Annotated in this window: 22 protein-coding genes; 6 read left to right on the forward strand and 16 right to left on the reverse strand. The window is 52.8% G+C overall.

Annotated features, from left to right (window positions below):
* Positions 1–233: 233 nt before the first annotated feature.
* The 4 genes from NSU18_RS10275 to NSU18_RS10290 form a co-directional block, all read right to left on the reverse strand.
* Positions 234–920 (reverse strand): ABC transporter permease, encoded by a 687-nt coding sequence (locus NSU18_RS10275; RefSeq protein ID WP_341148938.1) that lies wholly within the window; start codon positions 918–920, stop codon positions 234–236.
* Positions 913–1,830 (reverse strand): ABC transporter ATP-binding protein, encoded by a 918-nt coding sequence (locus tag NSU18_RS10280; RefSeq protein WP_341019986.1) that lies wholly within the window; start codon positions 1,828–1,830, stop codon positions 913–915. Before NSU18_RS10280 ends, NSU18_RS10275 begins: the two co-directional genes overlap by 8 nt.
* Positions 1,831–1,934: 104 nt before the next feature.
* Positions 1,935–2,873, reverse strand: coding sequence for a sensor histidine kinase (locus NSU18_RS10285; RefSeq protein ID WP_341019985.1), 939 nt, complete (start codon positions 2,871–2,873; stop codon positions 1,935–1,937).
* The gene (locus NSU18_RS10290; RefSeq protein ID WP_341148939.1) at positions 2,870–3,619 is read right to left on the reverse strand and encodes a response regulator transcription factor; all 750 of its coding nucleotides are present in this window, start codon (positions 3,617–3,619) and stop codon (positions 2,870–2,872) included. The genes NSU18_RS10285 and NSU18_RS10290 overlap by 4 nt, the downstream gene beginning before the upstream one ends.
* A 185-nt stretch (positions 3,620–3,804) precedes the next feature.
* Between NSU18_RS10290 and NSU18_RS10295 the strand changes: the two genes are divergently transcribed.
* Positions 3,805–4,296, forward strand: coding sequence for a DinB family protein (locus tag NSU18_RS10295; protein ID WP_341148940.1), 492 nt, complete (start codon positions 3,805–3,807; stop codon positions 4,294–4,296).
* A gap of 95 nt (positions 4,297–4,391) precedes the next feature.
* Here NSU18_RS10295 and NSU18_RS10300 read toward each other — a convergent pair whose 3' ends face one another.
* Genes NSU18_RS10300 through NSU18_RS10310 form a run of 3 tightly spaced genes read right to left on the reverse strand, consistent with a single transcriptional unit; the run spans position 4,392 to position 7,536 of the window.
* Positions 4,392–5,519, reverse strand: a complete 1,128-nt coding sequence (locus NSU18_RS10300; RefSeq protein ID WP_341148941.1) for a glycoside hydrolase family 88/105 protein — start codon at positions 5,517–5,519, stop codon at positions 4,392–4,394.
* A gap of 35 nt (positions 5,520–5,554) precedes the next feature.
* A complete protein-coding gene (locus NSU18_RS10305; protein WP_341019980.1) occupies positions 5,555–6,589 on the reverse strand; it encodes a dienelactone hydrolase family protein in 1,035 nt (344 codons plus the stop codon).
* Positions 6,590–6,645: 56 nt separating this feature from the next.
* Complete coding sequence (locus tag NSU18_RS10310) at positions 6,646–7,536, reverse strand: pectinesterase family protein (RefSeq protein WP_341019978.1); 891 nt, start codon at positions 7,534–7,536, stop codon at positions 6,646–6,648.
* Positions 7,537–7,609: 73 nt separating this feature from the next.
* Here NSU18_RS10310 and NSU18_RS10315 point away from each other — a divergent pair, with 73 nt between their 5' ends.
* The gene (locus tag NSU18_RS10315; protein WP_341019977.1) at positions 7,610–8,473 is read left to right on the forward strand and encodes an AraC family transcriptional regulator; all 864 of its coding nucleotides are present in this window, start codon (positions 7,610–7,612) and stop codon (positions 8,471–8,473) included.
* Positions 8,474–8,475: 2 nt separating this feature from the next.
* Here the strand turns inward: NSU18_RS10315 and NSU18_RS10320 are convergent, their stop codons facing one another.
* The 5 genes from NSU18_RS10320 to NSU18_RS10340 all read right to left on the reverse strand — a co-directional run bounded on the left by NSU18_RS10320 (position 8,476) and on the right by NSU18_RS10340 (position 13,876).
* Positions 8,476–9,927, reverse strand: coding sequence for a glycoside hydrolase family 28 protein (locus NSU18_RS10320; protein ID WP_341148942.1), 1,452 nt, complete (start codon positions 9,925–9,927; stop codon positions 8,476–8,478).
* Positions 9,928–9,946: 19 nt separating this feature from the next.
* Positions 9,947–11,512, reverse strand: a complete 1,566-nt coding sequence (locus NSU18_RS10325; protein ID WP_341148943.1) for a glycoside hydrolase family 43 protein — start codon at positions 11,510–11,512, stop codon at positions 9,947–9,949.
* Positions 11,513–11,735: 223 nt separating this feature from the next.
* Positions 11,736–12,107: a hypothetical protein gene (locus NSU18_RS10330; protein WP_341019972.1), complete on the reverse strand. Its 372-nt coding sequence runs from the start codon at positions 12,105–12,107 to the stop codon at positions 11,736–11,738.
* A gap of 57 nt (positions 12,108–12,164) precedes the next feature.
* Positions 12,165–12,941 carry a GNAT family N-acetyltransferase gene (locus NSU18_RS10335; protein ID WP_341019971.1) on the reverse strand — a complete coding sequence of 259 codons (777 nt, stop codon included), beginning with the start codon at positions 12,939–12,941 and terminating at the stop codon, positions 12,165–12,167.
* Between the two features lie 134 nt (positions 12,942–13,075).
* Positions 13,076–13,876, reverse strand: a complete 801-nt coding sequence (locus tag NSU18_RS10340) for an AraC family transcriptional regulator (protein ID WP_341019969.1) — start codon at positions 13,874–13,876, stop codon at positions 13,076–13,078.
* Positions 13,877–14,014: 138 nt separating this feature from the next.
* Between NSU18_RS10340 and NSU18_RS10345 the strand changes: the two genes are divergently transcribed.
* Positions 14,015–16,267: an FAD-dependent oxidoreductase gene (locus tag NSU18_RS10345; protein WP_341019967.1), complete on the forward strand. Its 2,253-nt coding sequence runs from the start codon at positions 14,015–14,017 to the stop codon at positions 16,265–16,267.
* A gap of 100 nt (positions 16,268–16,367) precedes the next feature.
* On the opposite strand, the gene NSU18_RS10350 is transcribed toward NSU18_RS10345, so the two are convergent.
* The 3 genes from NSU18_RS10350 to NSU18_RS10360 all read right to left on the reverse strand — a co-directional run bounded on the left by NSU18_RS10350 (position 16,368) and on the right by NSU18_RS10360 (position 20,064).
* Positions 16,368–16,997 (reverse strand): hypothetical protein, encoded by a 630-nt coding sequence (locus NSU18_RS10350; protein WP_341148944.1) that lies wholly within the window; start codon positions 16,995–16,997, stop codon positions 16,368–16,370.
* A 118-nt stretch (positions 16,998–17,115) separates the two neighbouring features.
* Positions 17,116–18,231, reverse strand: a complete 1,116-nt coding sequence (locus tag NSU18_RS10355; RefSeq protein WP_341148945.1) for a glycoside hydrolase family 88/105 protein — start codon at positions 18,229–18,231, stop codon at positions 17,116–17,118.
* A gap of 36 nt (positions 18,232–18,267) precedes the next feature.
* Positions 18,268–20,064: a glycoside hydrolase family 2 protein gene (locus tag NSU18_RS10360; RefSeq protein ID WP_341148946.1), complete on the reverse strand. Its 1,797-nt coding sequence runs from the start codon at positions 20,062–20,064 to the stop codon at positions 18,268–18,270.
* A 226-nt stretch (positions 20,065–20,290) separates the two neighbouring features.
* Here NSU18_RS10360 and NSU18_RS10365 point away from each other — a divergent pair, with 226 nt between their 5' ends.
* Positions 20,291–21,208 (forward strand): ArsR/SmtB family transcription factor, encoded by a 918-nt coding sequence (locus NSU18_RS10365; RefSeq protein ID WP_341148947.1) that lies wholly within the window; start codon positions 20,291–20,293, stop codon positions 21,206–21,208.
* A 431-nt stretch (positions 21,209–21,639) separates the two neighbouring features.
* Positions 21,640–23,037, forward strand: a complete 1,398-nt coding sequence (locus NSU18_RS10370; protein WP_341019948.1) for a SpoVR family protein — start codon at positions 21,640–21,642, stop codon at positions 23,035–23,037.
* A 174-nt stretch (positions 23,038–23,211) separates the two neighbouring features.
* Here the strand turns inward: NSU18_RS10370 and NSU18_RS10375 are convergent, their stop codons facing one another.
* Complete coding sequence (locus NSU18_RS10375) at positions 23,212–23,781, reverse strand: Uma2 family endonuclease (RefSeq protein ID WP_341019946.1); 570 nt, start codon at positions 23,779–23,781, stop codon at positions 23,212–23,214.
* 152 nt (positions 23,782–23,933) lie between these two features.
* Between NSU18_RS10375 and NSU18_RS10380 the strand changes: the two genes are divergently transcribed.
* Entirely contained in the window at positions 23,934–24,677 is a 744-nt protein-coding gene (locus NSU18_RS10380; RefSeq protein ID WP_341151019.1) for an MBL fold metallo-hydrolase, read from the forward strand.
* The last annotated feature ends 92 nt before the right edge of the window (positions 24,678–24,769 follow it).

Raw genomic sequence — 24,769 nt, forward strand, 5'->3', positions numbered from 1 at the left:
CCTCCGCTGTTGCTTCAACTATGCTATAGCTAGCGTCCGAAGACTGCAGAAACGCTCTGATTATGTAGAACTCTCTGAATTAGTTCCTATTATAGCAAAAAAAACGTAAGCGGTCGCCAGAAAAACATCGCACTGGGGCAGACTGTGCAACGACAAAAACAGTGCAAGTCCTGCTGGAGGACCGCACTGTTCACTTCATTTCCAGGAGAGAAACGGCTTCGATTCCGGCAGCCTCAGCTTACATCCTGATGCTCGATTTTGCGGATCGAGAGATAGGCAATGAACGCACCGGCCAGGGCAAGCGTGATCGATATTCCGAGCAGGTTGCCCATTCGGAAGTTCCCGAAGCCCGAGGAGATCAGCATTACAATCAGCACAGCGGAGACAATCGTGGCCGATACGGATTTACGGCGCATCCCGAAGAATAACGGAATCAGTCCGATGCCGGCCGCATAGAGCGCATCTGTTCCAGTTGTCACCAGGTGGGTAAGCAACAGCTTCTGTGTCAGCACTCCTTGAATGACATCGGGCAGGAAATAACCGACACCTGCAAGAATACTGCTGATCACTATATTAGACAGCCAAATACTTAAGAAGGTGAATAGAAAGACAATAATCAGCTTGGCTGCCATGAGCATTTTACGCGGTACGGGGTACATGAACAGCACTGTGATTGTATTATTCTTATACTCGTCGATGACCAGCTTGCTGATCAGAACGGAGGCGAAGATGATGTAGGTCGCTTTTACAAACACAGACACCCCTTGAAATAAATCGTTATACGTCGCAAAGTCCCCTTCATTCATGCCCGTAAATGCGATTAGAAGCATGAATCCCAGAATAGCCAGGTCCGCAATCAGCACGCCCTTAAGAAAAGTGAATTTACTCTTGCGCAGCTCCAGCCGGATTAACTTAAGCATGGTTGACGCCCCCCATCAGTTCCACAAAATGATCCTCCAGCGAATGATGCTTCTTGCTCATACTCTCCAGCTCCACCTCTGCTGCGGACAGGGCCCGGCTCAGCTCAAGCTGCGGGATATCCTCGTAGACACGGATGGTCCGCGGGTCAAGCACCTTGTAATTGCGGAGGCCCAGCTTCCCCTCCAGGACGAAGACGGCCTTCGTGCACTCGCTTGTCACCAGCTCGATGTACTGGGTTTGCTGACTCCGAATCGTATCCATTGCCACCTGCTCTACCAGCACCCCTTCACGGATTACGCCGATCGTGTCGGCAATCTGCTCGATTTCGCCCAGAATGTGGCTGGAGATCAGCAGCGTCATGCCATAATCACGGCTCAGCATACGGAACACCTCGCGCAGCTCCTTGATTCCAAGCGGGTCCAGCCCGTTGATCGGTTCATCGAGGATCAGCAGCTCCGGCTTGGTCATGACCGCTCTGGCAATTCCTAATCGTTGCTTCATCCCGAGGGAGAAATTCTTCACCGGTTTGCTGTCCACCGCTCTCAGCTTCACTAATTCGAGCGCTTCCTCTATCGCGTTGGCATCATAAAAGCCCATATACTCTCCATGCAGCGCCAGATTCTCGCGGGCACTCAGCTTGTCGTAAAACACCGGGTATTCAATAATGCTGCCCATGCGCTTCAGCATATCGTAAGAGCGGTGGGTCATCTTCTCCCCGGCAAATTCAATCTCGCCCGCTGTTGGCTTCACCAGATTCGTAATCATTTTCATCACCGTTGTTTTGCCCGCGCCGTTCGGTCCTAAGAACCCGTAAATTTCACCCTGCTTAATCTCCATATTCACACTGCTCACAATTTCCTTATCCTCATAGACCTTGGTCAGATCCCATGTCCGGAGTATCATTGTCATTTTCCGTTATCCCCTTTAGCCTCGTCTTGTTCTTCCTGGTATTTATTCTACAGGGCGGAATTTGCTTTTTTCTTACTGAAATCTTACTTAATTCTTAAGAAGCTTCAGAAGGACTGTCTGGGAAAAGAGAGCGTAAATGCCGTACGCACATTCGGCTGGCTGCTCAGGGAAATGGTGCCGTTCATCTGCTCCGTCAGCCGCTTCGTAATCGTCAGCCCCAGGCCGCTGCCCTGATAGTCGCGGTTGCGCGAATCCTCCAGGGTGTACAGCCGCTCGAACACCTTATCCTCGTGGCCTTCGGCGATGCCTTTGCCCCGGTCCCACACTTCTATACAGACCCGTCCTGCATCCGCCGGGTACAGCTTCAGCCCCAGCACTCCCCCTGCATTACCATAGGTAATCGCATTGGAGAGCAGGTTCGTCAGAATCCGGTCCAGCGCCTCATCGTTGCCCATGATATGAAGCGGCTCTTCCGGGATCTCGATCTGCACATCCGTGCCGCTCTCACTAAGCAGATCATAGAAGGCCAGAATATTCCGGCGGCAGATCTCGCCCAGCTCCACCCGCGAGAGCGGGATATCCCGGTCCCCCGACTCCAGCTTGGCCAGATCGAAGAACCGGTTCATCAGCGCAATGACCTCCCCGGCCTTGGTATGAATCGTCCTCAGCATACGTTCCTGCTCTTCCTTGGATATCGCCTCATCATGCAGCAGCGTCTCAATATAACCCAACACCACCGTCAGCGGCGTCTTCAGATCATGCGATACATTCGCCAGCATTCCGCGCATGGATTGCTCCAGCTTGCTTCGCTTAGCCGCTCCCTGATGATTAACATCCAACAGCCGGTTCAGATCGGTCAGCAGCTGCTGCACCTGCGGACTGCTGCTCATCAAGAGCAGCCGCTCATGCGATCCGCCTTCTATGATACTCTCCAGCTTATGATGAATATAGTCCAACTGGCGGGCATGCTGCCGTGAATTCAGGAACTGCAGCGTGGTGACCACAAGCAACAGTACAACCAGAACCAGCAAAAGAATGATCACAGCAGCACATCCCCCAGCTTGTAGCCGATCCCCCACAGCGTCTTGATATACTCTGGATGGGAGGGATCATCCTCGATTTTCTCGCGCAATCTGCGCATATGTACATTAATTACATTCTCATCGCCATAATAATCCTCTTCCCAGACTTGGCTGTAGATCTGAGCCTTGGTGAATACCCGGCCCGGACTGCTCACGAACAGCTTCAGGATGTGGAACTCCTTGGCGGTCAGCTTCAGCTCTTGCCCGTTCTTCCGTACGGAGAAATTATCCAGATCCACGGTCAGTCCGCGCAGCCGGGTACCCTTCGCCTTCTCCGGCTGTATCTCTCCGCCATCCTGCACCCCGCTCCCGGCAGCAGCCTGGCTGCCAGTTGCAGCATAGCCTGCCCGGCGGATTGCCGCCTTCACCCGGGCTGCCAGCTCAATCATCGAGAACGGCTTCGTAATATAATCATCCGCACCGAAGCCCAGCCCCAGCGCCTTGTCCACATCGCTGTCCTTCGCCGACATAATCAGCACCGGCACAAGGCTGCCGCTCCGGATAATCTGCAGCACATCTGTACCGCTACGCTTCGGCAGCATCAGATCCAGCAGCACCAGATCGTATGTAAGCCCGCCCAGGAACTTGCTCACCGCCATATCCCCGTCATATGCGATCTCCACCTCATAGCCCTCTTTGGTCAGATAAGAATAGACCATTTCGCTGATCGCTTCATCATCCTCGATCAGCAGCACCCTCTGTTGCATAATGAACCTCCCGTAATTAACTCTGTCTACCATCTATTTGAAATTATACCCTCTGTCCGTGCCGGGTTCTAGTCATATCATCCAGTAGATGAATTCTCTGAACCTGACAGGCGGTGGTCCAGTTCCCCCTATTATAATGAGTAGTATAAACTCTTATTCAATCTGACAGACAAGGTGGTATGATCATGGCAGCCAAAACCAACAAGCAGCTCATTCTTGAATTCGAATCCTTCATCCCCTATATTCAATCGCTGGACAGCATGGAAGATGCAGACTGGGAGGCTCCGCTGGAGGCGGGAAAATGGTCCCTGCAGGATCTCCTTTGCCACATCATGCTGTGGGACAAATACTTTTATGAGGAGGCTCTGGTCAAAATCCAAGAAGGCCTGCCGCTGACAGCCGCACATCTGGACTTCAATGCATTCAATGCCAATGCGGTTCTATACGCAAGGACAGTAACCCGGCAGGAAGCCATCCAGCAATTCGTCCTGTACCGGACCAAGATTACCGGGCTTGCAGCCTCCTTCAACGATACGGCCCTTGAACAGAATCATCCGGGTGGTGACGGCAAGAAATTCAGTATCCGCAGGTATCTGCGAGATTTCATCTCCCACGACAAGCATCACAAGAAGCAGATAGACAAGTATGCAGCATCAGTTGCGGTCACAAAAGCATAAAACTGCGGCTCCGTCTGTCCACTGAAATCTGGATAGATGGAGCCGCAGCTTTTAATTATTCTTTTGGATATAAACGATGCTTATTCCGCTGACTGTTATTGCCCGGCAACGTACCTTTCCACTTCAAGAGCAGCCAGCAGCAGCGGCGCTACACCCATAGGTACATCTGATACAACCGCTTCGGAAATGTAGTAGTCGTAGGAGCCGTTGCGGTCCTTACTGAGCCCGGCCCCATGGCAGATCTTGTGCAGATGAACGCCTTGTTCATCTTCGGTCACCAGATGCTTAAGGATTCCCTCATAGCTGTTTAGCATCGCCACCTTGAAGGAAGGCTCCAGATAACGCAGCCGCAGGGCTTTGGCCATCGCATAGACGAACATGCAGGAGCCTGTCGCTTCGAGGTAGTTGCCCTTGCGTCCCGCCTGATCCAGCACCTGATACCAGAGGCCGCTCTCCTGATCCTGCACCTCAACCAGCGCACCGCACATCCGCTGAAAAATCCCCATCACCGTTCCGCGCTGCGGATGGGTCAGCGGGAAGTGCTCCAGGCAGTCCACGGCGGCCATCGCATACCAGCCCATCGCCCGGCTCCAGAAATGGGCCGACAATCCGGTGGAGGAATCCGCCCACTCCTGCTCCCGGGATTCATCCCAGCCGTGATAGAACAGGCCGGTACGCGGATCACGGGTTCTGCGCTCAATCAGCAGCAGCTGACGGGCAGCTTCATCGATCAGCTCCGGACGCCCGAAGACTGCCCCATATTCGGCCAGGAACGGCGAAGCCATGTATAATCCGTCCAGCCACATCTGGAAGGGATAGATTTTTTTATGCCAGAAGCCGCCTTCAGAGGTCCGGGGCTGTCCGATTAGCTGCGCTGCCAGCAGATGGGCGGCTTCTGCATAGCGCTGCTCACCCGTCTGAGCGTACAGCCAGAACAGATTCTTGCCCTGATTAATCTGATCCAGGTTATATTCCTCCAGCGAATAGGAGCGGATGCTTCCATCCTCCCCGATGAAGCTGTCCATATGCCGCTGCATGAACGAGAGGTACTCAGGCTCGTTATGCTGCATTCCCGCCCGGGCCACTGACATCAGCAGCATGCCGGGGACATATGCCCAGCGCTCCATTACATACTCGTGCTCCCCTTGTTCATTGCATTGTCCGATGAAGGTATCCGCAATTCTGCGGGATAAGCCTGTGCTTACTGCTTCTGATATAGACATCTTTATTCCTCCTGTCATTTGCGCTACCTGTTCGCCTACTCCTGCGGACCGGCAAGCTGCTTAAGCAGCCAGGCATACGCCGGTTCCCCATGAATCTCATGACCCCCTGTGAAAAAATCCGCCGCAAGCTGCCCGACATGGCCCTCTGCGGCATAGATTTGCTCTAACCGGTCCAGAGCCTGCCTCGCACCGGCTGGACCAAACAGCGGATCAGCGTCCCCCGCCTCCAGGAACAGCCCGCGCGGAGCAATCAGGCCCAGCAGATCCGGCATCTCCGCCTCCAGCAGAATGCCCGGAATATAATTGTCCAGACAATGATGCCGGGTGAGAATGCTGGCTTCGAACGTATTGGCATAGCCGCTGACCACCGCATTGCTGATCCGTTCATCCAGTGCAGCCGTGAAGCCCGCCACCAGCCCGCCGCCGGAGATGCCCATAATGCCGATCCGTTCCCCGTCAACCTCTTCCCGCTCCTGCAGATAATCCAGCGCCCGCATCGTCTCGTAGATACGGCAGCCTGCCATCGTCTGCCCTGCCATCAGCAGCGCCGAGGACAGGCGGAAGCAGGAATTACGACCAGGCTCGCCGCTGGTGAGATCCTCAGCCAGACGCCTGTCTCCGAATCCGAGTACCTCTGGAGCGGCAACGACGAAGCCTTGCTTCACCAGGGAGACGGCAAAATCCTTATGCAGACCCGGGTCCCCCGTCCGCTCCGACCCGTCCGGGTTCAAGCCGGTAATCTCGCGGCTGCCGTAGCCATGCCCGTGAATAGCCAGCACAGCCGGGCAGGGAGAGCCTGCCGGCTGCTCCGGGATCAGGAGATACAGGGCCATTCTAAGTCCTTCATAGGTGGTGATCTCGATACGTTCGCGGATGTATCCGCTGCAGACTGTCCGCTCCAGCTGTACCGGGTCAAGCGCCGCCCTCTGAGCGGGAAATCCGCCCAGCCGCTCTATGAACCTCGCTGTAAGGGATGCCTGCCACTCCGCAAAGGGGATATCCTTGCGAAAGGCAGAGGTGCGCGGTGCAGCAGCCGTCAGTTGATTGATATATTGTTCAAGTGATTCCATCGGGGAAATCCTCCAATCCTGAATTCCTGGGTCTGGGTGTACTGTAGTCCAAGCGATTAATAGCCCTCGGGATGCCAGCCGTCCAGCACAGACAGAATCCGGTACTGTGCGGCTTCCTCCGCAGTTAACTGGCGTGACCACGCCACCCGGCCTTCGGGGCAAGCACCAAGGCCGCTGCTGCCATACTCTTCATAGCGGCTGGTCTGCTCCCGGTCCGGCTGCCCCCAGTTATGCCAGCCTTCGCCGGTTACCGAGCCGTCCATCACCGTGCGGATGAAGGCGACATGTGCGTAAGGTCGCCAAGGGCGTCCGAGATAGCACTCACTTACCCCTTCGCCGCCGGTTATCCGGCAGTCCAGGAACACATAACCGAAGGCCGCTCCCTCCGGCGTTGAAGCCGCTGTGATATACCCTCTGGAACGCTTGTTGTGGAGATGACAGCGGTCAAACAACGCAGTTGCCGGACCAAAAATATAATCCACATCCCCTTCAATGTAGCAATCATCATAATATTGCCGCCCCGGCCCGGTATATAGGGTATCCTGGTCACCTAACAGACGTACACGCCGGAACACAGCCTGCCCGGCATCCACGAACGCCGCGACCGCCTGTCCGGTACCCGGGCCGGAGGTGTTGCGGATGGTCAGATTCTCGGCAGTAAAGTCTTCTGCGAACACGTTCAGTGTGCCGGTGCGGAAGGTGCGCAGCGGTTCACCGTCCGCGCCGAGCGTATGGGCATTATCATTCCATGAAACTATCGTGGAATGCTGATCCTCTCCCAGCAGCAGGATGGGCGGGGCTTCACGGGCGATCGTAACCTTTTCCTCATAGATCCCGGGCTTAATCCGTATGGTTACGGCCTGCATCTCCCCCTGAGGAATGGAATCCAGCGCCTCCTGCAGACTGCTGTATCCTTCTCCGGCATTCTTCGAGACTATAATTAACATGGACGGCTCCTTTCACAGCAACCTGAATGTATTCTATAATAACTCTAACAGCTTCCAGGAGAAGAGGAGATGTATGAACAGCGTATCTGGCCCTAATCCCAAATATCATCTTGAAGACGGACGCTTCAGCATCCAGCATATGAAACGTAAAGGCATCACTGCGATGCCGCGCCCCCACAGCCATGAATGGACTGAGCTGTATTACCTGACGGACGGGGAGCGTGTATATTTCGTAGACGACCGGGTGGTTACGGTTCACAAAGGCGAGCTGATTCTGATTCCCGGCCGCGAGCTTCATTCCACGGCAAGCTCAGAGAAGGCGGAGTTCGAGCGGATTCTGATCAACTATGACCCGCTGCTGCTGCCCCCGGTACTGAGGAACGAGCAGCAGTGGTTCCAGAGCCACCGCTACCGCTTGTTCCGGCTGACCCTGCGCGAGCAGAATGAAGCGGAGTCCCTGCTAAACCGCATGCTGGAGGAATCCCGTATCCGGCGGCCCTTGTACGAAGTCAGTGTCACTGCTCTATTGACCGAGCTGATGATTCTGCTCCAGCGTTCGGAGAGTACGGCCCAGGCTGGCGGCACCCGTCATCCGCTGCACCATCTGGTAACCGATGTCGCCACTTATATCCGCGCCCATTACCGGGAAGCGCTTACGCTGGAAGAGACCGCCAAGGACTTTTTCATCAGTCCCTCTTATTTGAGCCGGGTATTTCATCGCCTGACCGGCTTTCATTTCCGGGAATATATCGTCCATATCAGGGTCCGCGAGGCCCAGCGCCTGCTGGCCGGAACCCCCGCCAGAATCCAGGAGATCGCAGGGGCAGTCGGCTTCGAGCATCTGTCCCATTTCAATAAAACTTTCAAAAAATCAACCGGCCTGACCCCGCTCCAGTACCGCAAGGAAGCGGGAGCGCAGCCTGCGCCGGAGTCCTAAGGTTAAAGCTCTGTGATGGCCAGCTCTCCTGAACGGACAAGCTCCACATCACTGCACTTATGCATCTGTACCTGCGGCTCCTCCTGCGTCTGCAGCCTGATCCGGTCCAGCTTCAGCCCTGCTGCATGGCGCAGGATGATGCCCCGCCTGCTTATGGCGCTGAAGTTCTCCACCGTAAGCGCAGCAAGCGGCATTTCCGGTAACCCGTTCACGAGCAGCGCGGTTGCCGCCCCGTGGCAGGCCATATTCCGCAGCGTGATGTTACGGAACTGCGGAGTCTCCTCCGTGACCGGAACCTCTTGCTCGTCATAGCCCTCAGACCCCTCCACCCCGGCATAGAACAGGTGGAAGGATACCGCTTCATGGACGATGCCTGACATCTGAATATTTTCCACCAGGATATCCTCTACTACGCCGCCTCTTCCCCGGGTACTCTTGAAGCGCAGCCCGATGTCCGTACCCATGAATACGCAGTCGTTCACCCGGACCGCATGCACACCGCCCGACATTTCACTGCCGATCACTACCCCGCCATGTCCGTGATAGACCGTACAATGGCGGATCGTAATGTACCTGCAGGCTCTTCCTGCCCGGCGGCCTTCCTCATCCTTGCCCGATTTCAGGCAGATGGCATCGTCGCCTACATCGAACCTGCAATGCTCCACCAGCGCATGTGTACATGACTCCAGATCCAGCCCGTCCCCGTTCTGGGAGAACCACGGATTACGGACCTGAATATGTCTGATTGTAACCTGCTCACAGCCCATGGGATGCAGACACCAGGCAGGAGAATTCTGAAAGGTCGGCCCCTCCAGCAGCACTCTCCGGCAATTCCGCAGGCTCAGCAGCGCAGGACGCAGATACGCACGGGCAGGGAGATAGGCCTCCATTGCAGTCTCACCGTTATCCTTCAGCTGCAGAACATCAGCTTCTCCCGCAAGCGCTTCCTTGGAAGGCCACCATATCTCACCCTGTTCATCCAAGGCTCCCCCGGAGGCAAGCAGGCTATTCCACTCCAGTTCCGTCCGCTTGAAGCGTTTCACCGGACGCCAGGCCTCACCGCTGCCATCGAAGATACCTTCACCGGTAATGGCTACATCGCTCAGATCCTCCCCATCCAGCGGAGCCTGGCAGCGCCAGCCGGCAGTCCCTTCGTAATGGGAGAACAGCAGCGGATATAGATTGTAGTCGGGTTCAAAGCATACAAGCGCCCCCCGCTCGGCACACAGATTGATCCGGCTGTGCAGCGTCAGCGGCCCGGTGCGCCAGACTCCCGGCGGGATGATCACCGTTCCTCCTCCTGCGGCAGCGCAGGCATCCAGGGTATCCTGTATAGCAGACGTACACAGCAGTCCTTCAGCTTCTGCTCCATAGTCTGTAATACAGAAAATGTGCTGCGGAATCTGCGGCAGCTCCGGGATTGGATAAGCTGCGGAATCATGTATTGTTGTCATCGTATTCCTCCTTCAGTGTCTATTCAAGCTCTTCATAGCTGAACCAGCCGTAATCCGCAACATTGCTGCTCTGCGCTCCACCCGCACTGGCGTACATTCCGATATAGGCCCCTGTAAAACCTCCGGCCCAATCCGTGCTCAGCACCCGGCCGTCAGCCCGTTCATGCAGTGCGGTCCAGGTGTCAGAATCTGCGGCTCTATAATAAAAGCTGTAATCCTGCCCCCGGGCTTCTACCTTAAGCTGTACCGTATCCAGCGCATACGGCGCAGAGGCCAGCAATTGCTCAGCTCCTCTGCTGCGGACGGTCAGCTTCAGCAGCTGCCCTCCATCCTCTGCCACCCGTTCATAGCGGAAGTGGTTGTCCGCATTCTGGAGCAGGGCCAGTCCGGCGCTCTCGCCTGCGGCCTCCGGCTGGAAGCGCATCTCCGCTGCGGCTTTGAAGCTGAGATGCTGCTGCCGTCTTCCGATATAAGCCGGATTGCCGGTCTCCGCCAGCACCTCCGGCTTCAGCCGCAGCCGCAGATGTCCCGGATGCTCGCTGAGGCTCCAGAATTCGCCGCGCGGCGTGCGCAGGAAGTTCCAGACCGGGCTAAGCTCCCCGGCAGTAAAATCATCCCGCACCGGCAGCAGCGGCCACTTCGTCACCGGCAGATCCGGCGCCGGCCCCTCAAGCTCAAGGACGCCCTTGCCGGGATTCACTACCGGCCATTCGTCCTCCCACTTGACCGGAGTCAGAAAGGTCTCCCGGCCCAGGTTGCGGTAATATCCCCCGCAGGTCCGGGAGGCCAGACAGAGCATCCACCACTCCCCGTGCTGCGTCTCCACAAGCTCCCCGTGGCCCGTATTCACGATGGGATACTCCCTGCCGAGATGGCGGTGGGTCAGAATCGGGTTGGCCCGATATCCCTCATAGGGCCCCGTCACGTTCCGGCTTCTGGCAACCGTCACCGCATGGGTATGGCCGGTGCCGCCCTCAGCGGTCAGCAGATAATACCAGCCTCCGATGAAATACAGATGCGGCCCTTCCTGGGCATGTGCAGTCTTCAGTGCACCTTGCCAGAGGCTGTGCTTCGGACCGGTGAGTCTGCCCTGCGCCAGATCAATTTCCTGCAGCCAGATATCCATATGCTTCGGATAATCCTGGCCTTCGGGAGGCACACGGTTACCGGTGTAATATACCTTCCCGTCTTCATCGAAGAACAGGGAGGGATCAATGCCGGGCGCGTCCTCCAGCCAGACAGGATCTGACCACTCTCCCGCCGGATCAGCGGAGGTTACGTAGAAATTATGCGATTCCTTGTGATTATCAACAAACGTCGTGATCATATAAAAGAGACCCTGATGGTACCGGAGGGTCGGCGCCCAAATCCCCCTCGACGGAAGAATCCCGTCCAGATTGAGCTGGGACGGACGGTCCAGCACATGGCCCAGCTGGCGCCAGTGGACAAGGTCCCTGCTGTGAAAAACCGGAACTCCGGGATAGAATTCAAAGCTTGAAGTGACCAGATAATAATCCTCCCCGACACGGATGGCCGAAGGATCAGGGTAGAAGCCCGGGAGCACCGGATTACGGAATGTTCTCAAATTCGAAGTCCTCCTTTACGCGGACGATAGGTACGAATACTCAATCAACGATATGTAAGCATAACCAATTATAGTTCGTATAAGTTTAATTTTCTTGCGCTTTCTATGTTCTTTTTCCTGTTTTTTATACTTTCTTGTCCTGCAAACAGAAACAGCGACAGCAGGGGACGGATAACGTCTCTTGCTGTCGCTGTACTATGGAGTAGAATTCACTTTCGTTATTTCAATCAAACGTCTTAGCATATTCTCTTAACTGTTCAGGATCACTTGTGTGATACACCATTTGTTCATGATCAAAAATCACAACTACGGGCCGTTTTGCTTCCAGTCCCAGTACCTCCAGCCATTTCAGCTTCTTCTCCTCTGTATGCACAGTCACATGAGGGATATGCTCCACGAGCGCAGGCTCAGAATTATGTACCTCATTTATTTCAATATCCCAATCCCGTGAATTGGAAAACATATGCATGTGGAGTACATTCACTTCCTTGGACACCAGCTGATCAACGACCTCTGCTCTTGAAGGACCGCAGCCTGTAACAAACAACAAGAATACAGAGACCAGCAAGAATAATCCAAACTTGTGCTTAAACATGTAATTCCCCCTCTCTATTCCATCTACATACCCGTATATTACTATAACGATTCAGCCTTACTTCGTCACATAGAGCGAATAGCTCTGTGGAGCGGTAAAATTCAACTTCTGCGCCAACCGGATGGAGGCCGTATTGTGAAGGTCACAGTCCCATCTTGGCGTGATCTGACGTTCTAAGCACTCCAGGATAAAAGCTTCGGCAACACACCCCGCCACGCCCCTTCCCCTAAACAGAGGATTCGTTACGATATCAATTTCCGCATATTGATCAGACGAGAAGATGGAGACACATTCGCCTGCAAATACATCGTGTTCCGTAACATAGAAGCCGATGCCTTTTTCCAGAAAACGTTCAATCGATCCCCAGTATTTCCGGATGTACGCTGCATCGAACTCTCTATGCCCCTCAAGCGATTCCTCAGTTGTCCTGTTCAGCCGGAACCCATCCGGTATCCCCGCTCTTCCAGCTTGCATGAAAAGGTGCTCATTGAATGTAAAAGAATACCGCTGCATTTGCCTTAGCTGCGCCCCAAACAGCTCATTGATTCTGCGATCCCACCCCTCAGAGGATGAAAACAACGTAAATCTCTGATTAAGCTTCTCTCTACGCTTGAATTCGCGCATAAGCCGGGAGGCAAAGTCATCATTCGTCTCATCCCCCACCACTGTATAAATGCCTGAAGAAGTACCGATCAGCGCCGAAGACTTATCGATAGTAATGTCCCCGGCAATATAACGGTCTAATACCGAATACGCAAATGTGGGATAACTCTTACCTTGGTTAGCATCCATAATATTGCTTGCGGCGGTGACAGAAGCATGGTTCTCAATCATCTCACATCATTCCTTTCCCCAGAAAACAATACTGCTCTCTATAATTAGATTACAATCTAATTATATATTAATATAATTAGTTATGTTTAACAATTGTTATTGCGGAATTACAAATTGCATCCGGGCGGAAAAAATTATACGCGGTGCAGCTTACGGTACCGGGATGGTGTTAATCCCAGCTTGGCCGTGAACACCCGGCTTAGGTAGAAGCCGTTCTCGTAACCGCACTGCTGGGCGATCCCTTCAATGGGCAGTCTGGAATCCTCCAAGAGCTGGCAAGCCCGTCTGAGCCGGAGTCCGGTCACGAAGTCCGAAGGGGCCGTCCCATAGGCTGCACGGAAACGCCGCGTTAATTGTACCGGAGTAATATCAAGGGTAGCGGCCAGCTCCTGCAGGGTCATAGGTGTACAAGCGTGCTCCAGCAGCCATTGCTTAGCCTGATGCATCAGCGGGCCAGGGCTTGCCTCTCCAGAGCTCAGCTCTACGGATGATGCGCTGCTGCGCTCGATTTCAAGCAGCCTCCAGAGATCCTCCAGCATATGCTTCATCCTGCTATACCCCGGCTCCTCCTGAATCCCTCTTCCGATACTCCGCATATAGCGGTAGGTAGATCTTAGGCGCTCCACATCCCTGACCGTCCAACTGCCTCCAAGCGTGGCGGCGTCCTCCGGTCCCCCCTCTTCTGCCCATTCGAATTGTATGAAATGAAAGGTCAACGGACTAAGCGTTCTCCGGTAAAAGGTTGTCCCCGGCGGACATACAATGATGTCCCCGAACCCTCCCTCCCCTTCATAGTCTCCGAAGCGGTAAGCGAAGTGTCCCTGCTCAACCGCAAATAACGTCCACACGGGATAGGTGTCGTGCTCCAGCAGGAACTGTTTTTTCTGCTCCCAATAGATATAGGCTGCCGGACGAACCGACCAATTCATGCGCATGTCTGACTCTCCTTAGGTTGCATCATTCATTGAAATTAAGTATATAGATCAAGAAATTATATGCATGTCATTTGATTAATGATTATCCTATCATGAAACTACGGATATATTAACATATACCAAAGGAGAGGTTCAACAATGCGTAGTGAAACGGTCAACACGGATGTAACGGTGGTAGGCGGCGGACTGGCAGGGGTATGCGCAGCGATTGCGGCAGCCCGGCTGGGCCGGCGTGTGGCGCTGATTAATAACCGTCCGGTGCTCGGCGGCAACTCCAGCAGCGAGGTGCGGGTATGGGTCTGCGGCGCAACTTCACACGGTATCCACCGGTATGCCCGTGAAACGGGGATCATGGGCGAGCTGTTTGTGGAGAATCAGTACCGCAACAAAGACGGCAATCCGTATCTGTGGGATATGGTTGTGCTTGAAGCAGTTAAGGCCGAACCGAACATTCAGTTATTCCTGAATACGGATGTACATGAGGTCGATGCTTCCGAGGATGGCAGCGGCCAGCGGAGCATCCGGTCCGTGACGGGCTGGATGATGGGGTCGGAACGGAGAATTACTTTTGAAAGCGCGGTTTTTCTGGACTGTACAGGGGATGGCCTGGTAGGCTTCCTCGCAGGTGCAGAGTACCGGCTGGGCCGTGAAGCACGCGAAGAATATAATGAGGAATGGGCACCACTGGTCGCAGATGATATTACGCTCGGCAGCACACTGCTCTTCTATACCAAGGACGCAGGCCATCCGGTCAAATATATCGCTCCGGCCATGGCAAAGGATATTACACAAACCGCTATTGCCGAGCGCCGGATCATCCGCAGCGGCGACAACGGCTGCGCCTACTGGTGGATCGAATTCGGCGGCGAGCAGGACACCGTTCATGACAATGAGGCCATCCGCGACGAGCTGTGGTCTGTGATCTACGGGATCTGGGACTATATTAAGAATTCCGGCAAATTCGACGCTGACAACATGACGCTGGAATGGGTCGGTTCGACTCCGGGCAAGCGGGAGTACCGCCGGTTCATTGGCGATTATGTCCTGAATCAGAATGATATCCTGGCCCAGCGCGAATTCCCGGACCGCGTAGCGTTCGGAGGCTGGTCCATTGATTTGCATCCGCCGCAGGGTGTGTACGCTACAGAGTCAGGCTCGAAGCATATGTATTCGGACGGCAGCTATCACATCCCGTTCCGTTCTCTGTATTCGGTGAACGTCAGCAATCTGCTGATGGCCGGCCGCGACATCAGCGCCTCGCATGTCGCGTTCGGCACAACCCGCGTCATGGCTACCTGCGCGGTCATCGGCGAAGCCGCCGGTATCGGCGCGGCACTCTGCGCCGCCAAGGGAATATCGCCGCGCGAACTGCATGCGGCCCACCTGAACGAGCTGCAGCAGACGATGCTGCGCCAGGATGCTTCCATCCTCGGGCTGCGCAACGAGGATGAAGCCGATCTGGCACTGAAGGCTGCGCTCAGCGCCTCCAGCGAGCGGAGCCGGTTCGCTGTGGAGCAATCTGCGTTCAGCGTACCGCTCACCGCTAACATCGGCATCACCGTTCCGGCCGATCCTGAACTGGACGGAATCGAGCTGCTGATTGATGCAGCCGAAGCCGCAGAGCTGACGGTCGAGCTATGGGAGACCGGACGGCCCGAGAATTATATACCCCATACGTTAATCCAGTCTGTATCCGCTCCCGTTCAGGCTGGAGTCGCCCAGTGGGTGGAACTCCCGGTTCAGTGGCAGCCGGAGACGCCGCGCAACGCGTTCCTGGTCGTCAAGGCCAATGCTGCGCTGTCCTTGCATATGGCAGATGAGCCAGCTTCAGGAATGCTCGCCTATGGGCATAACGAGATCCCCGCAGCCTCGCGGGACTTCGGCGAGAATCCGCCCGCACAGCCTGTAGTGCAATGGGACAAAAAGAAATTCGACCATAAGGCCCCATGCCTTCGTCTGTCCGGGACAACAAGCGCCTTCGCTGCGGATAAAGTCATCGACGGCTACCTCCGTCCTTACGGCGGGCCGCACCTGTGGTCCTCGGACCGGATGGCCTCCGGCGAGCCGGAGTGGCTGGAGCTGGCCTGGAGCGAGCCGGTAACTCTGCGCGAGGTTCACATTACCTTCAACGACGACGTGAATGAGGATCTGATCAACCTGCATCATCATGTTACACCTTACGAAATCCTGCCAACGCTCGTTAAGGAGTATCGAATTGAAGCTTACACGGGCGGCAAATGGACCGCAGTTGCCGGGGAACATGACAACCACAAGCGCAAGCGGGTACACACGCTGAACGAGGCTGTAACAGCCGACCGCCTGCGGGTCGTGATCCCGGAGACCAACGGCAGTGAGTATGCGGAGATTATTGAGGTGCGGGTGTATGGTTAAGTAGACTTCAAAATGCAATAAGATGGAGTGTTGAGCGGGGCCTGACTGCGGTCAGGCCCTTGTTTGGCGTATACGGGGCTTTTGCTGGGGGGAAGGGGGATTATTCGTCCGTCCACTGCTCAAAGAGATTGTATAACTCATCAAGGCGTTCCTCGTCTTCGGCCGCGAACATTAGCAGATGGCTCCCGTTGTTGTTCATAATCACAATCAATTCACCCGGCCGGCCAAAAAAGCGTACGCCCGTGTACAAATCCGAATCCGCTTGGCGGGATGGAAAGTTCTGCTCAATCCGCTCCGCAGCAGCCTCATCGATGTCCCAATATTCTTCGCTGCTGTACTCCATCGCCAGCACTGCCTGCAAATGGGCCATAGCCAGCAAAAATTCCTTAACAGACGAACGCAGGCGCTCCCATTCCTCTCCGCTGCGCACATAGACGGGAGGATTATCGAGCTTCATATCCGCTGCACGGATTCCCCACACGCAGGCTTCCTGATTTTCGGTATAAAAGATGCAGTAGTCTTCTTCCATATAACGCGGAAAATTCTGAGGCTGAACCAGAAAATCCTGAGTCGCGTTGAGTGCAGAGTGGGCCCCAAGCTCCGTATAATACGCCCGCAGCACCTGCGGAATATGCCCGTAACGTTCCACCCACGGTGTTAATGATTCATTATCAAATCCGCACGGTTCTGTAATATGGAACAGGTCCCGAATCGCTGTAAAATCGGTCATTACTTATCCCTCCCGTTCGTCGATATCCAAGTATTAATTAATGTAATCTTAACATATTTATTGTGAAAAAAAGCCTGATCCTCTGGCGTAAACGCTCAAGGATTAGGCTTTTTGCCGTTTATTTTAAAGCTTCATACAATGCAATAAGAGCCAAAGACTGTCCGTACGCCATAGGTCTAAGGGCAATGTTCTTGTAATGCTCCTTATCCATCCCCATTCCGGTTCCGGCCGACACATTCAGCACCGTTCCATCTGCGCTAATATTTTGACATACCGCCTGAATGGCCTTGTCTGCCGCAGCCTGATAGGAGGAATCAAGAATACCGGTTTTGATGCCTTTTATAATCCCTGCGGCAATTGCGGCCGACCCGGATACCTCTTCATAGCTGGTTGGGTCCTGCAGGACGGTATGCCACAGACCGGAAGCTGCCTGGAGGGATACCAGGGCATTAACCTGAGCAGTATACGTATCTATCAGAAACCGCCGGACCCCCGGGCTAATCGAATCCTGGCAGGCTTCCAGATAATCGGCGATCCCATATGTGAACCAGGAATTGCCGCGGCACCAGAAGATACTGCCGAAATTATCATTGCGTTCGAAGCTCCAGCCGTGGAAGAACAGGCCGGTATGCTTGTCGAACAAATACTTGATATGCAGCAGAATCTGGTGTTCAGCTTCTTGCCCCCACTCCGGCCGGTTAAACTTGCGCCCCGCCTGGTTCAGAAACAGCACCGCCATAAAGAGTGTATCAATCCATAGCTGTCCATTGTGCAGGTGAATGCCATCCCGGTTGCCAATCGCAGTGACCGTATGCTGGAAGCCGCCTTCTTTGGTCTTGGGCAGCTCATGGATGAGCCAATCCGCATGCTCCCGGCATAGCTCCTCCAGTTCGCCGGAAGGCTCAAGCTGCTCCAGGAGCAGCACCAGAGGCAGATAAGGAGCGGTTGTATTAATGTTTTTGGAAGGCAGGCCCGCCTCCAGGTTACGGGAAACCCAATTCCGGAAAAATTCCAGATAACGCGTATCGCCATAATGCTTTTGCAGCTTGTAAAGACCATAAAGACCTACGCCCTGCGGCCAATCCCATTCTTCAATGCCGAAATCCCGTTGCACAATCCCTACTCTGGTCTCGGCCTGTACCACGGTTTTATCCTTTTCATAGTCGCTGCCGCCCAGGTTCATAAGCCTGTCTACGACCAGCCCGATTTTGTCAAGCAATATTTCATTTGTCATAAATTCATCAGCTCCTTATCATTTCATAAGTTCCGATTAAATGGTCCGCAGATGCCATTGTTCGTTAATTTCTTTAATTAACGCCAGATCGCATTTGGGTGTCCGGTCATAGGCTACCAGGCCGTTAATCTCCTGCTCCACATCCGTTAACTGTGTATAACAATAGCCATAAATAATTTTGGACGCGTATACAGCCTTCATGATTCTTCCGTATTCCTGAACAAGATCGTCTGCAGATTGTGCACTGGTATATCCCCAGCCATCGTCAGCGCCAGCCTTATAGCTGATGCCACCGAATTCAGTTAACAAGATCGGCTCTCCCTGATGGTCATATCCGTCTGCATATACACTGCGGGCCGATGGCTTGGAAGCAAGCATCGTATCTTTTGTGGAAAGAATGCGCTTGAACTCTTCATACTTATCGGGCTCATCTGCCCTGCCGTGCTGATAATTGTGTACCGCACAAATGTCCGTCAGTGTCATTTCCCATCCGTCATTCGATATGACTAACCGGGTATGATCCAAGGAATGAATCAGACTATACATCGCTATGCTGTGATACTGCTGCTGCTTATCCGATTTCACCAGCGGAATGCCCCAGCTTTCGTTCAGCGGAACCCAGGCCACAATCGAGGGATGATTGAAGTCACGGTCAATAATCTCAATCCATTCTTTGGTTAACCGGGCTACAGCATCATTATTGTAACAGGCGTTCGCCGCACATTCTCCCCATACCAGGAACCCCATCCGGTCAGCCCAGTACAAAAACCGCGGGTCCTCGACCTTCTGATGCTTCCGGCAACCGTTGAACCCTAATTCTTTGGCTAATTCGATATCCTTCTTCAGATGGTCATCCGTCGGCGCCGTAAGTAAACCTTCCTGCCAATACCCTTGGTCCAGTACAAGCTTCTGGTAATACGGTTTGTTATTCAGATAGACCATACCATTCTCTGTATGAACCTTCCGCATGCCGAAATACGACTCTATAGAGTCCGCCTCAACCCCGTGATCGTACAGCTTCATTTCCACATCAAACAAATTAGGCGTTTCTGGACTCCAAGTCCAGCCGGCCCGATGAAAGTTTGTACGGAATATTTTCAGACCAAACAGATCTACTATTCTGCTTGTTATAGGCTGTAACAATCGTATACGATCCTGAATAACAGGTACTCCGCCAAAAGAAATACGGATATCCAAATCTAATTCTTCTGATCCGTGTCCCTCAGACTTCACTTCTATGCCAATACTCCCTTGATCCAAATCCGGCGTAAATTTCACCTGCTGAATATGCACTGGGTTTACCGCCTCCAGCCACACGGTCTGCCAAATCCCGCTCGTGCGGGTATACCAGATGCTTTCCGGCTGCTCTATCCAGAACTGTTTGCCACGCGGTATCGTCTCATCCGTTGAAGGGTCCTCCACATGAACCGTTACCTGTTCCTCCTGACCGGTCAAGGCATGGGTAATGTCAAAAGAAAATGAAGTGTGCCCACCCTCATGCATCCCGATATATTGACCATTCACATACACCCAAGCTCTGTAATCTACCGCTCCAAAATGTAGTATCACCCGCTTCTGGTACCAGTCCGGATCAAGCGTGAAGTTGCGCTTATACCAGACATAGTCATGAAACGTGGTATCATGTATTCCACTGGCAGGGGTCTGAAAAGCAAAGGGAACCTGAATGGTCTGGCTGAAATTCTCGCCTGGATCAAACCACCGCTGCGCGGCTCCCTCATTCCTGTCATCAAATTCAAATTGCCAGGTTCCATTTAAGTTAAGCCATGCGTCTCTGACGAACTGCGGACGCGGATATTCCATCCTGTGTGTCATCCAGCTTCAGCTCCCATCTTAGTAGTCCACAACAATAAAAGTTAACTTTTTGTGATTTAGTTAGTAAATCTTCCTCGCGGGCAAGCAAATACTATCATGATGAAAGCGTTCTTTCAAGCATATATCAGCGTTATTCCTGATTTTCAACTTTGTGGTATACTAAATAAAATTAACGCTTAACCAGACTGTTTATTGTAAACCAAAAAGTTAACAACCGGAGGTCCATATGTTCTTAGAACTCGACGATCATGGTATTTCTGTTCTGAAAGCACTGGCATCGGACACAAGAGCTTCGATTCTCAGACTATTGTTACATACACCGCTTACGGTCAGTGAGCTCGCCGCCAAACTAAACTTAAGCAAAGCGATCGTCTCACGCCATATCCGGCTACTGGAGGACGCCAAGATCATCAAGCTCCAGGACAATCTAGAGGCTACCGACAGCCGAAAGAAGAATTTCATTGTTGCGGTAGATCATATTGCCCTCAACTTCCCGCAAAAGCTCCATCTTCCTTTTAAAGTCATTACGAATGAAATTAAGCTGGGCTACTATTCTAATTTCTCCGTCACCCCTACCTGCGGATTAGCCAGCCCGGCTAAAATTATCGGCAAGCTGGATGATCAACGGACCTTCGTCTCCAATGACCGGATCGAGGCTTCCTTACTTTGGTTCGCGGAGGGCTTCGTTGAATATATCATTCCGAATGAGTTCAACCACAATTTCACTGCAGAATTATTAGAGTTATCCTTAGAGCTCTCTTCAGAATTTCCTGAATCCAACAACAATTGGCCAAGTGATATCGCTTTTTATATCAACGATGTTTTTTTAGGCACCTGGACCGCTCCGGGGAATTTCTCAGATGTGCGCGGGAAAATAACACCGGCCTGGTGGAATAACGAGCTCAGCCAGTACGGCCTGTTGAAGCATTTAAGAGTCACCAAAAAGGATACTGGAATAGACGGTCAAAAAATATCATCGGTCACCCTCGCCCAGCTAAAGATCGAAGAGTCCCCCTTCATCAAGCTGAGGATTGGGATTGACGGAAATTCTAAGAACAAAGGCGGACTTACCATCTTCGGGGAGCACTTCGGAAACTATCCGCAGAATATTCTGCTAAAACTGTTTTATACGGAAGCGGAATGAGGGATATTTAAGCTGGGCTAGCATCACCAAGATGCTTATGCAAAAAAGCTCTCCATGAACGATGCAGGATCGTTTTGGAGAGCTTTTTAATGGCTGATATTCTGATACAATAAAGGGACAAAGCCAAGTGGAGGACGGCGGAATGAGATTACCTGCGCGCCAGCACAATGTATGCTGTTTTTGGCATACATTCGGTCCACACGACTGCGCACAACATAATTTATGCTGTTTTTGGCATACATTTAAGAAGTAGTTTCCTAAGAATAACGAGTGAATAGCCTAACCCACAGCGAATACGCTAAGAGGTTAGGCTATTTTTTGTACAATAACACTTCTATCCCCTCATGCAACGCGTATGCTCATCATACTCCCTCCCCTCCCCCCATATACATAGGAAGAACGGTTCACAAGCTGGAAGGAGAGATGGATGCATGCCCGGTGATGATGAGATTAAAGCGCTGGAGCGGTCGATTGCCGAGATCACGGAGATTGCTTCCGGGTTTGGGCTCGATTTTTATCCGATGCGTTATGAGATATGTCCGGCGGATATTATTTATACCTTCGGTGCGTACGGGATGCCTACCCGGTTCGGGCACTGGAGCTTTGGCAAGACTTTTCATAAAATGAAGGCTCAATACGATTTCGGCCTGAGCAAAATTTATGAGCTGGTCATCAACTCTAATCCGTGCTACGCCTTCCTGCTGGACGGCAACTCTCTGGTGCAGAACAAGCTGATTGTTGCGCATGTGCTGGCGCACTGCGACTTCTTCAAGAACAATATGCGCTTCTCCATGTCCAACCGGGATATGGTCGAGAGCATGTCCGCCACCGCCGACCGCATCAATGATTATTCCGTCACTTATGGTACAGACACCGTAGAGAGCTTCATCGATTCCGTGCTGGCGATCCAGGAGCATATCGATCCCAGCCTGATTCAGCCGCGCAAGCTGGGCAAGACCCATCTGCTCGAAGCCAAGATGAAAGAGCGCAAGGACGCCGCAACCGACAATTCAGCACCGCCTAGTGCCTACAGCGAGCTGTGGGATTTGGAAAAGACCGATGCTGTGCCGCAGGAGCCGGAGACTGCTGGTAAGCGTGCTTTTCCCCCGGAGCCGGAGAAAGATATCGTCTGGTTCATCCAGCAATACTCCACCGCTCTAGAGGACTGGCAGCGCGACATCATGACGATGCTCCGTGACGAGATGCTCTATTTCTGGCCGCAGATGGAGACGAAGATCATGAACGAAGGCTGGGCCTCCTACTGGCATCAGCGGATTATGCGCGAGCTGGACCTGACTGCCGAAGAGACTGTCGAATACGCCAAGCTGAATTCATCGGTGGTCCAGCCCTCCCGCCAAAGCCTGAATCCGTACTACCTGGGGCTGAAGATTTTCGAGGATATCGAGCGCCGCTGGGACCGGGACCGGATGTTCGAGGTACGCGAGCTGGATTCCGACATCTCCTTCATCCGCAGTTATCTGTCGAAGGAGCTGGTGAACGACCTGGACCTCTATGTGTTCGAGAAAAAAGGCCCGGAGTGGAAAATTACCGATAAAACGTGGGAAAATGTACGCGACCAGCTGGTGCTGGCCCGGGTGAACGGTGGCTCCCCGTACCTCGTCATCCAGGATGCCGATTATGAGCGGAACGGCGAACTCTTGATTGCCCACCGCTATGAGAGCGTCGAGCTGGATCTGAAATACCTGGAGCGCACGCTCCCGCATATCTACGCCCTCTGGGGCCGTACCGTGCATCTGCAGACTGTCGTGGAAGACAAAAACGCCCTGTTCACCTATGACGGTAAAAAGGTGCAGCGGCGGTTTATGTAAAGGAATATACGGGTTCGTACAATAAGCCGCAGTGTAGTTGCTATAGGCAATTACACTGCGGCTTGTTTGAAAATATAAGAATTTATGCGTTGCACATGATAACTTATCCTTCTATTTCTCGCTGAAACGGTACCATCCTTTAAGAGGACGGCGAAGCCGTTTCTACTTGTGGTATTAGATTTGGAGGTCAAACAGTTTGCCCAGCGGCAGCTGAAAATCCTTAAACACATTCGACCGCACGCTATCCTGCTCTGAATATAAGTCCCTCACCTGATATAGGCCATCCTGCAGCGCATACACATGAACCGTGCGGTTGCCGGGATCGACAATCCAGTATTCCTGGACGCCATACTTCTGGTACAGATTGAACTTCTCATTGAAGTCCTTGAGGGCTGTTGACGGCGATAACACTTCGATTATAAGGGTTGGTGCGCCGTGGCAGCCGTTCTTGGAAATCTGATTCTTGGAGCAGACCACAGACAGATCGGGTTGTGTTACATGATCGGGCATTGAAGCAGAATCATCCTCGCTGAAGAACACATCGAATGGAGCGACAAACACATGACAGCTCTTATTCTCCAGGTGTGTACGCAGTGCGAAATATAGCTCCCCTACAACATACTGGTGAAAGGCTGTAGGCGCTGGCGACATATTATAGGCTTTGCCGTTAATTAATTCCCATCCCCCGTCCCATGACAACCAATCCTGATACGAATGCTGCTTTTGCTCATCCGGATTCGACACTTGGTTCTGCCTCCTTCGCTTCCTAACGGATTACGTGTAAGTGAATTATAACATGAATGGCTGCGAATACTCAGCGCCCCCGTATCTTTAGATGACTCCATTTCGTTTATATAGTAAAGAGTACTAATTCATATAATAGGAGAGAAGAAATGATGAAAATTTCGAGTGGAGTAGAAATGCTGGAATTGCAGGTTGAAGTATTCGGCAGTCGTCAAGAATTGAATCCTACCCTGATTTGGGACGATGAAGCTGCTGTCTTAATTGATACTGGCACACCCGGTCAATTCGAGCAAATACGTGCAGCCATGAACGAGTGTGGAGTCTCCATGGACAAGTTGAAAGCAATCGTTTTAACTCATCAAGATATTGACCACATCGGCAGTCTTCCTGAAATCCTGCAGAAATCTGATGGAGATATTAAAGTATACGCGCATGCGATGGAACAACCATATATCGAAGGCCAATTGCCCCTTATGAAGGCAAATCTCGATAGTATGGCCTGGCAATTAAAATCCCTACCGGAAGACGAACGTTTGAAAATAGTGGCCTACTTATTAGAGAACTCTCCAAAGGCCAAAGTTGACAGCACCTTGGCTGATAGACAAGAGCTTCCGTATTGCGGGGGAATTCAAGTTATCTTCACACCTGGGCATACGCCTGGACATATTAGTCTCTATTTGAAACAAAGCAAAGCCCTTGTTGTTGGTGATGCAATGTTCAGTGTGGAGGGCATCTTGGGGGGACCGCACCCGCATTCCACACCGGATATGAACACAGCCTTCCGTTCCCTAGAAAAATTTTTAGACTTCGACATTAAATCGGTTATTTGTTATCACGGAGGATTATGCAGGGATAACATTAATGACCAGCTCCAAGAGCTGGTCAGGAAAGCGTAAACGGCTTAAACAAATACACTCTTGTTAAAACAGCCTGTGACCGCAAAGCGCTTATCATTCTTTCAATCCTTCCCATCGCCTCCCCCATATAC

Origin of the sequence: Paenibacillus sp. FSL H8-0048 (assembly GCF_038002825.1) — a bacterium.
Lineage (GTDB): Bacteria > Bacillota > Bacilli > Paenibacillales > Paenibacillaceae > Paenibacillus_AQ.

Bases quoted from the DNA above. Each gene is read 5' to 3' on its own strand.
- NSU18_RS10275 (WP_341148938.1), bottom strand. From the start codon at position 920: ATGCTTAAGTTAATCCGGCTGGAGCTGCGCAAGAGTAAATTCACTTTT.
- NSU18_RS10280 (WP_341019986.1), bottom strand. From the start codon at position 1,830: ATGACAATGATACTCCGGACATGGGATCTGACCAAGGTCTATGAGGAT.
- NSU18_RS10290 (WP_341148939.1), bottom strand. From the start codon at position 3,619: ATGCAACAGAGGGTGCTGCTGATCGAGGATGATGAAGCGATCAGCGAA.
- NSU18_RS10295 (WP_341148940.1), top strand. From the start codon at position 3,805: ATGGCAGCCAAAACCAACAAGCAGCTCATTCTTGAATTCGAATCCTTC.
- NSU18_RS10300 (WP_341148941.1), bottom strand. From the start codon at position 5,519: ATGTCTATATCAGAAGCAGTAAGCACAGGCTTATCCCGCAGAATTGCG.
- NSU18_RS10305 (WP_341019980.1), bottom strand. From the start codon at position 6,589: ATGGAATCACTTGAACAATATATCAATCAACTGACGGCTGCTGCACCG.
- NSU18_RS10310 (WP_341019978.1), bottom strand. From the start codon at position 7,536: ATGTTAATTATAGTCTCGAAGAATGCCGGAGAAGGATACAGCAGTCTG.
- NSU18_RS10315 (WP_341019977.1), top strand. From the start codon at position 7,610: ATGAACAGCGTATCTGGCCCTAATCCCAAATATCATCTTGAAGACGGA.
- NSU18_RS10320 (WP_341148942.1), bottom strand. From the start codon at position 9,927: ATGACAACAATACATGATTCCGCAGCTTATCCAATCCCGGAGCTGCCG.
- NSU18_RS10330 (WP_341019972.1), bottom strand. From the start codon at position 12,107: ATGTTTAAGCACAAGTTTGGATTATTCTTGCTGGTCTCTGTATTCTTG.
- NSU18_RS10335 (WP_341019971.1), bottom strand. From the start codon at position 12,941: ATGATTGAGAACCATGCTTCTGTCACCGCCGCAAGCAATATTATGGAT.
- NSU18_RS10340 (WP_341019969.1), bottom strand. From the start codon at position 13,876: ATGCGCATGAATTGGTCGGTTCGTCCGGCAGCCTATATCTATTGGGAG.
- NSU18_RS10345 (WP_341019967.1), top strand. From the start codon at position 14,015: ATGCGTAGTGAAACGGTCAACACGGATGTAACGGTGGTAGGCGGCGGA.
- NSU18_RS10350 (WP_341148944.1), bottom strand. From the start codon at position 16,997: ATGACCGATTTTACAGCGATTCGGGACCTGTTCCATATTACAGAACCG.
- NSU18_RS10355 (WP_341148945.1), bottom strand. From the start codon at position 18,231: ATGACAAATGAAATATTGCTTGACAAAATCGGGCTGGTCGTAGACAGG.
- NSU18_RS10360 (WP_341148946.1), bottom strand. From the start codon at position 20,064: ATGACACACAGGATGGAATATCCGCGTCCGCAGTTCGTCAGAGACGCA.
- NSU18_RS10365 (WP_341148947.1), top strand. From the start codon at position 20,291: ATGTTCTTAGAACTCGACGATCATGGTATTTCTGTTCTGAAAGCACTG.
- NSU18_RS10370 (WP_341019948.1), top strand. From the start codon at position 21,640: ATGCCCGGTGATGATGAGATTAAAGCGCTGGAGCGGTCGATTGCCGAG.
- NSU18_RS10380 (WP_341151019.1), top strand. From the start codon at position 23,934: ATGAAAATTTCGAGTGGAGTAGAAATGCTGGAATTGCAGGTTGAAGTA.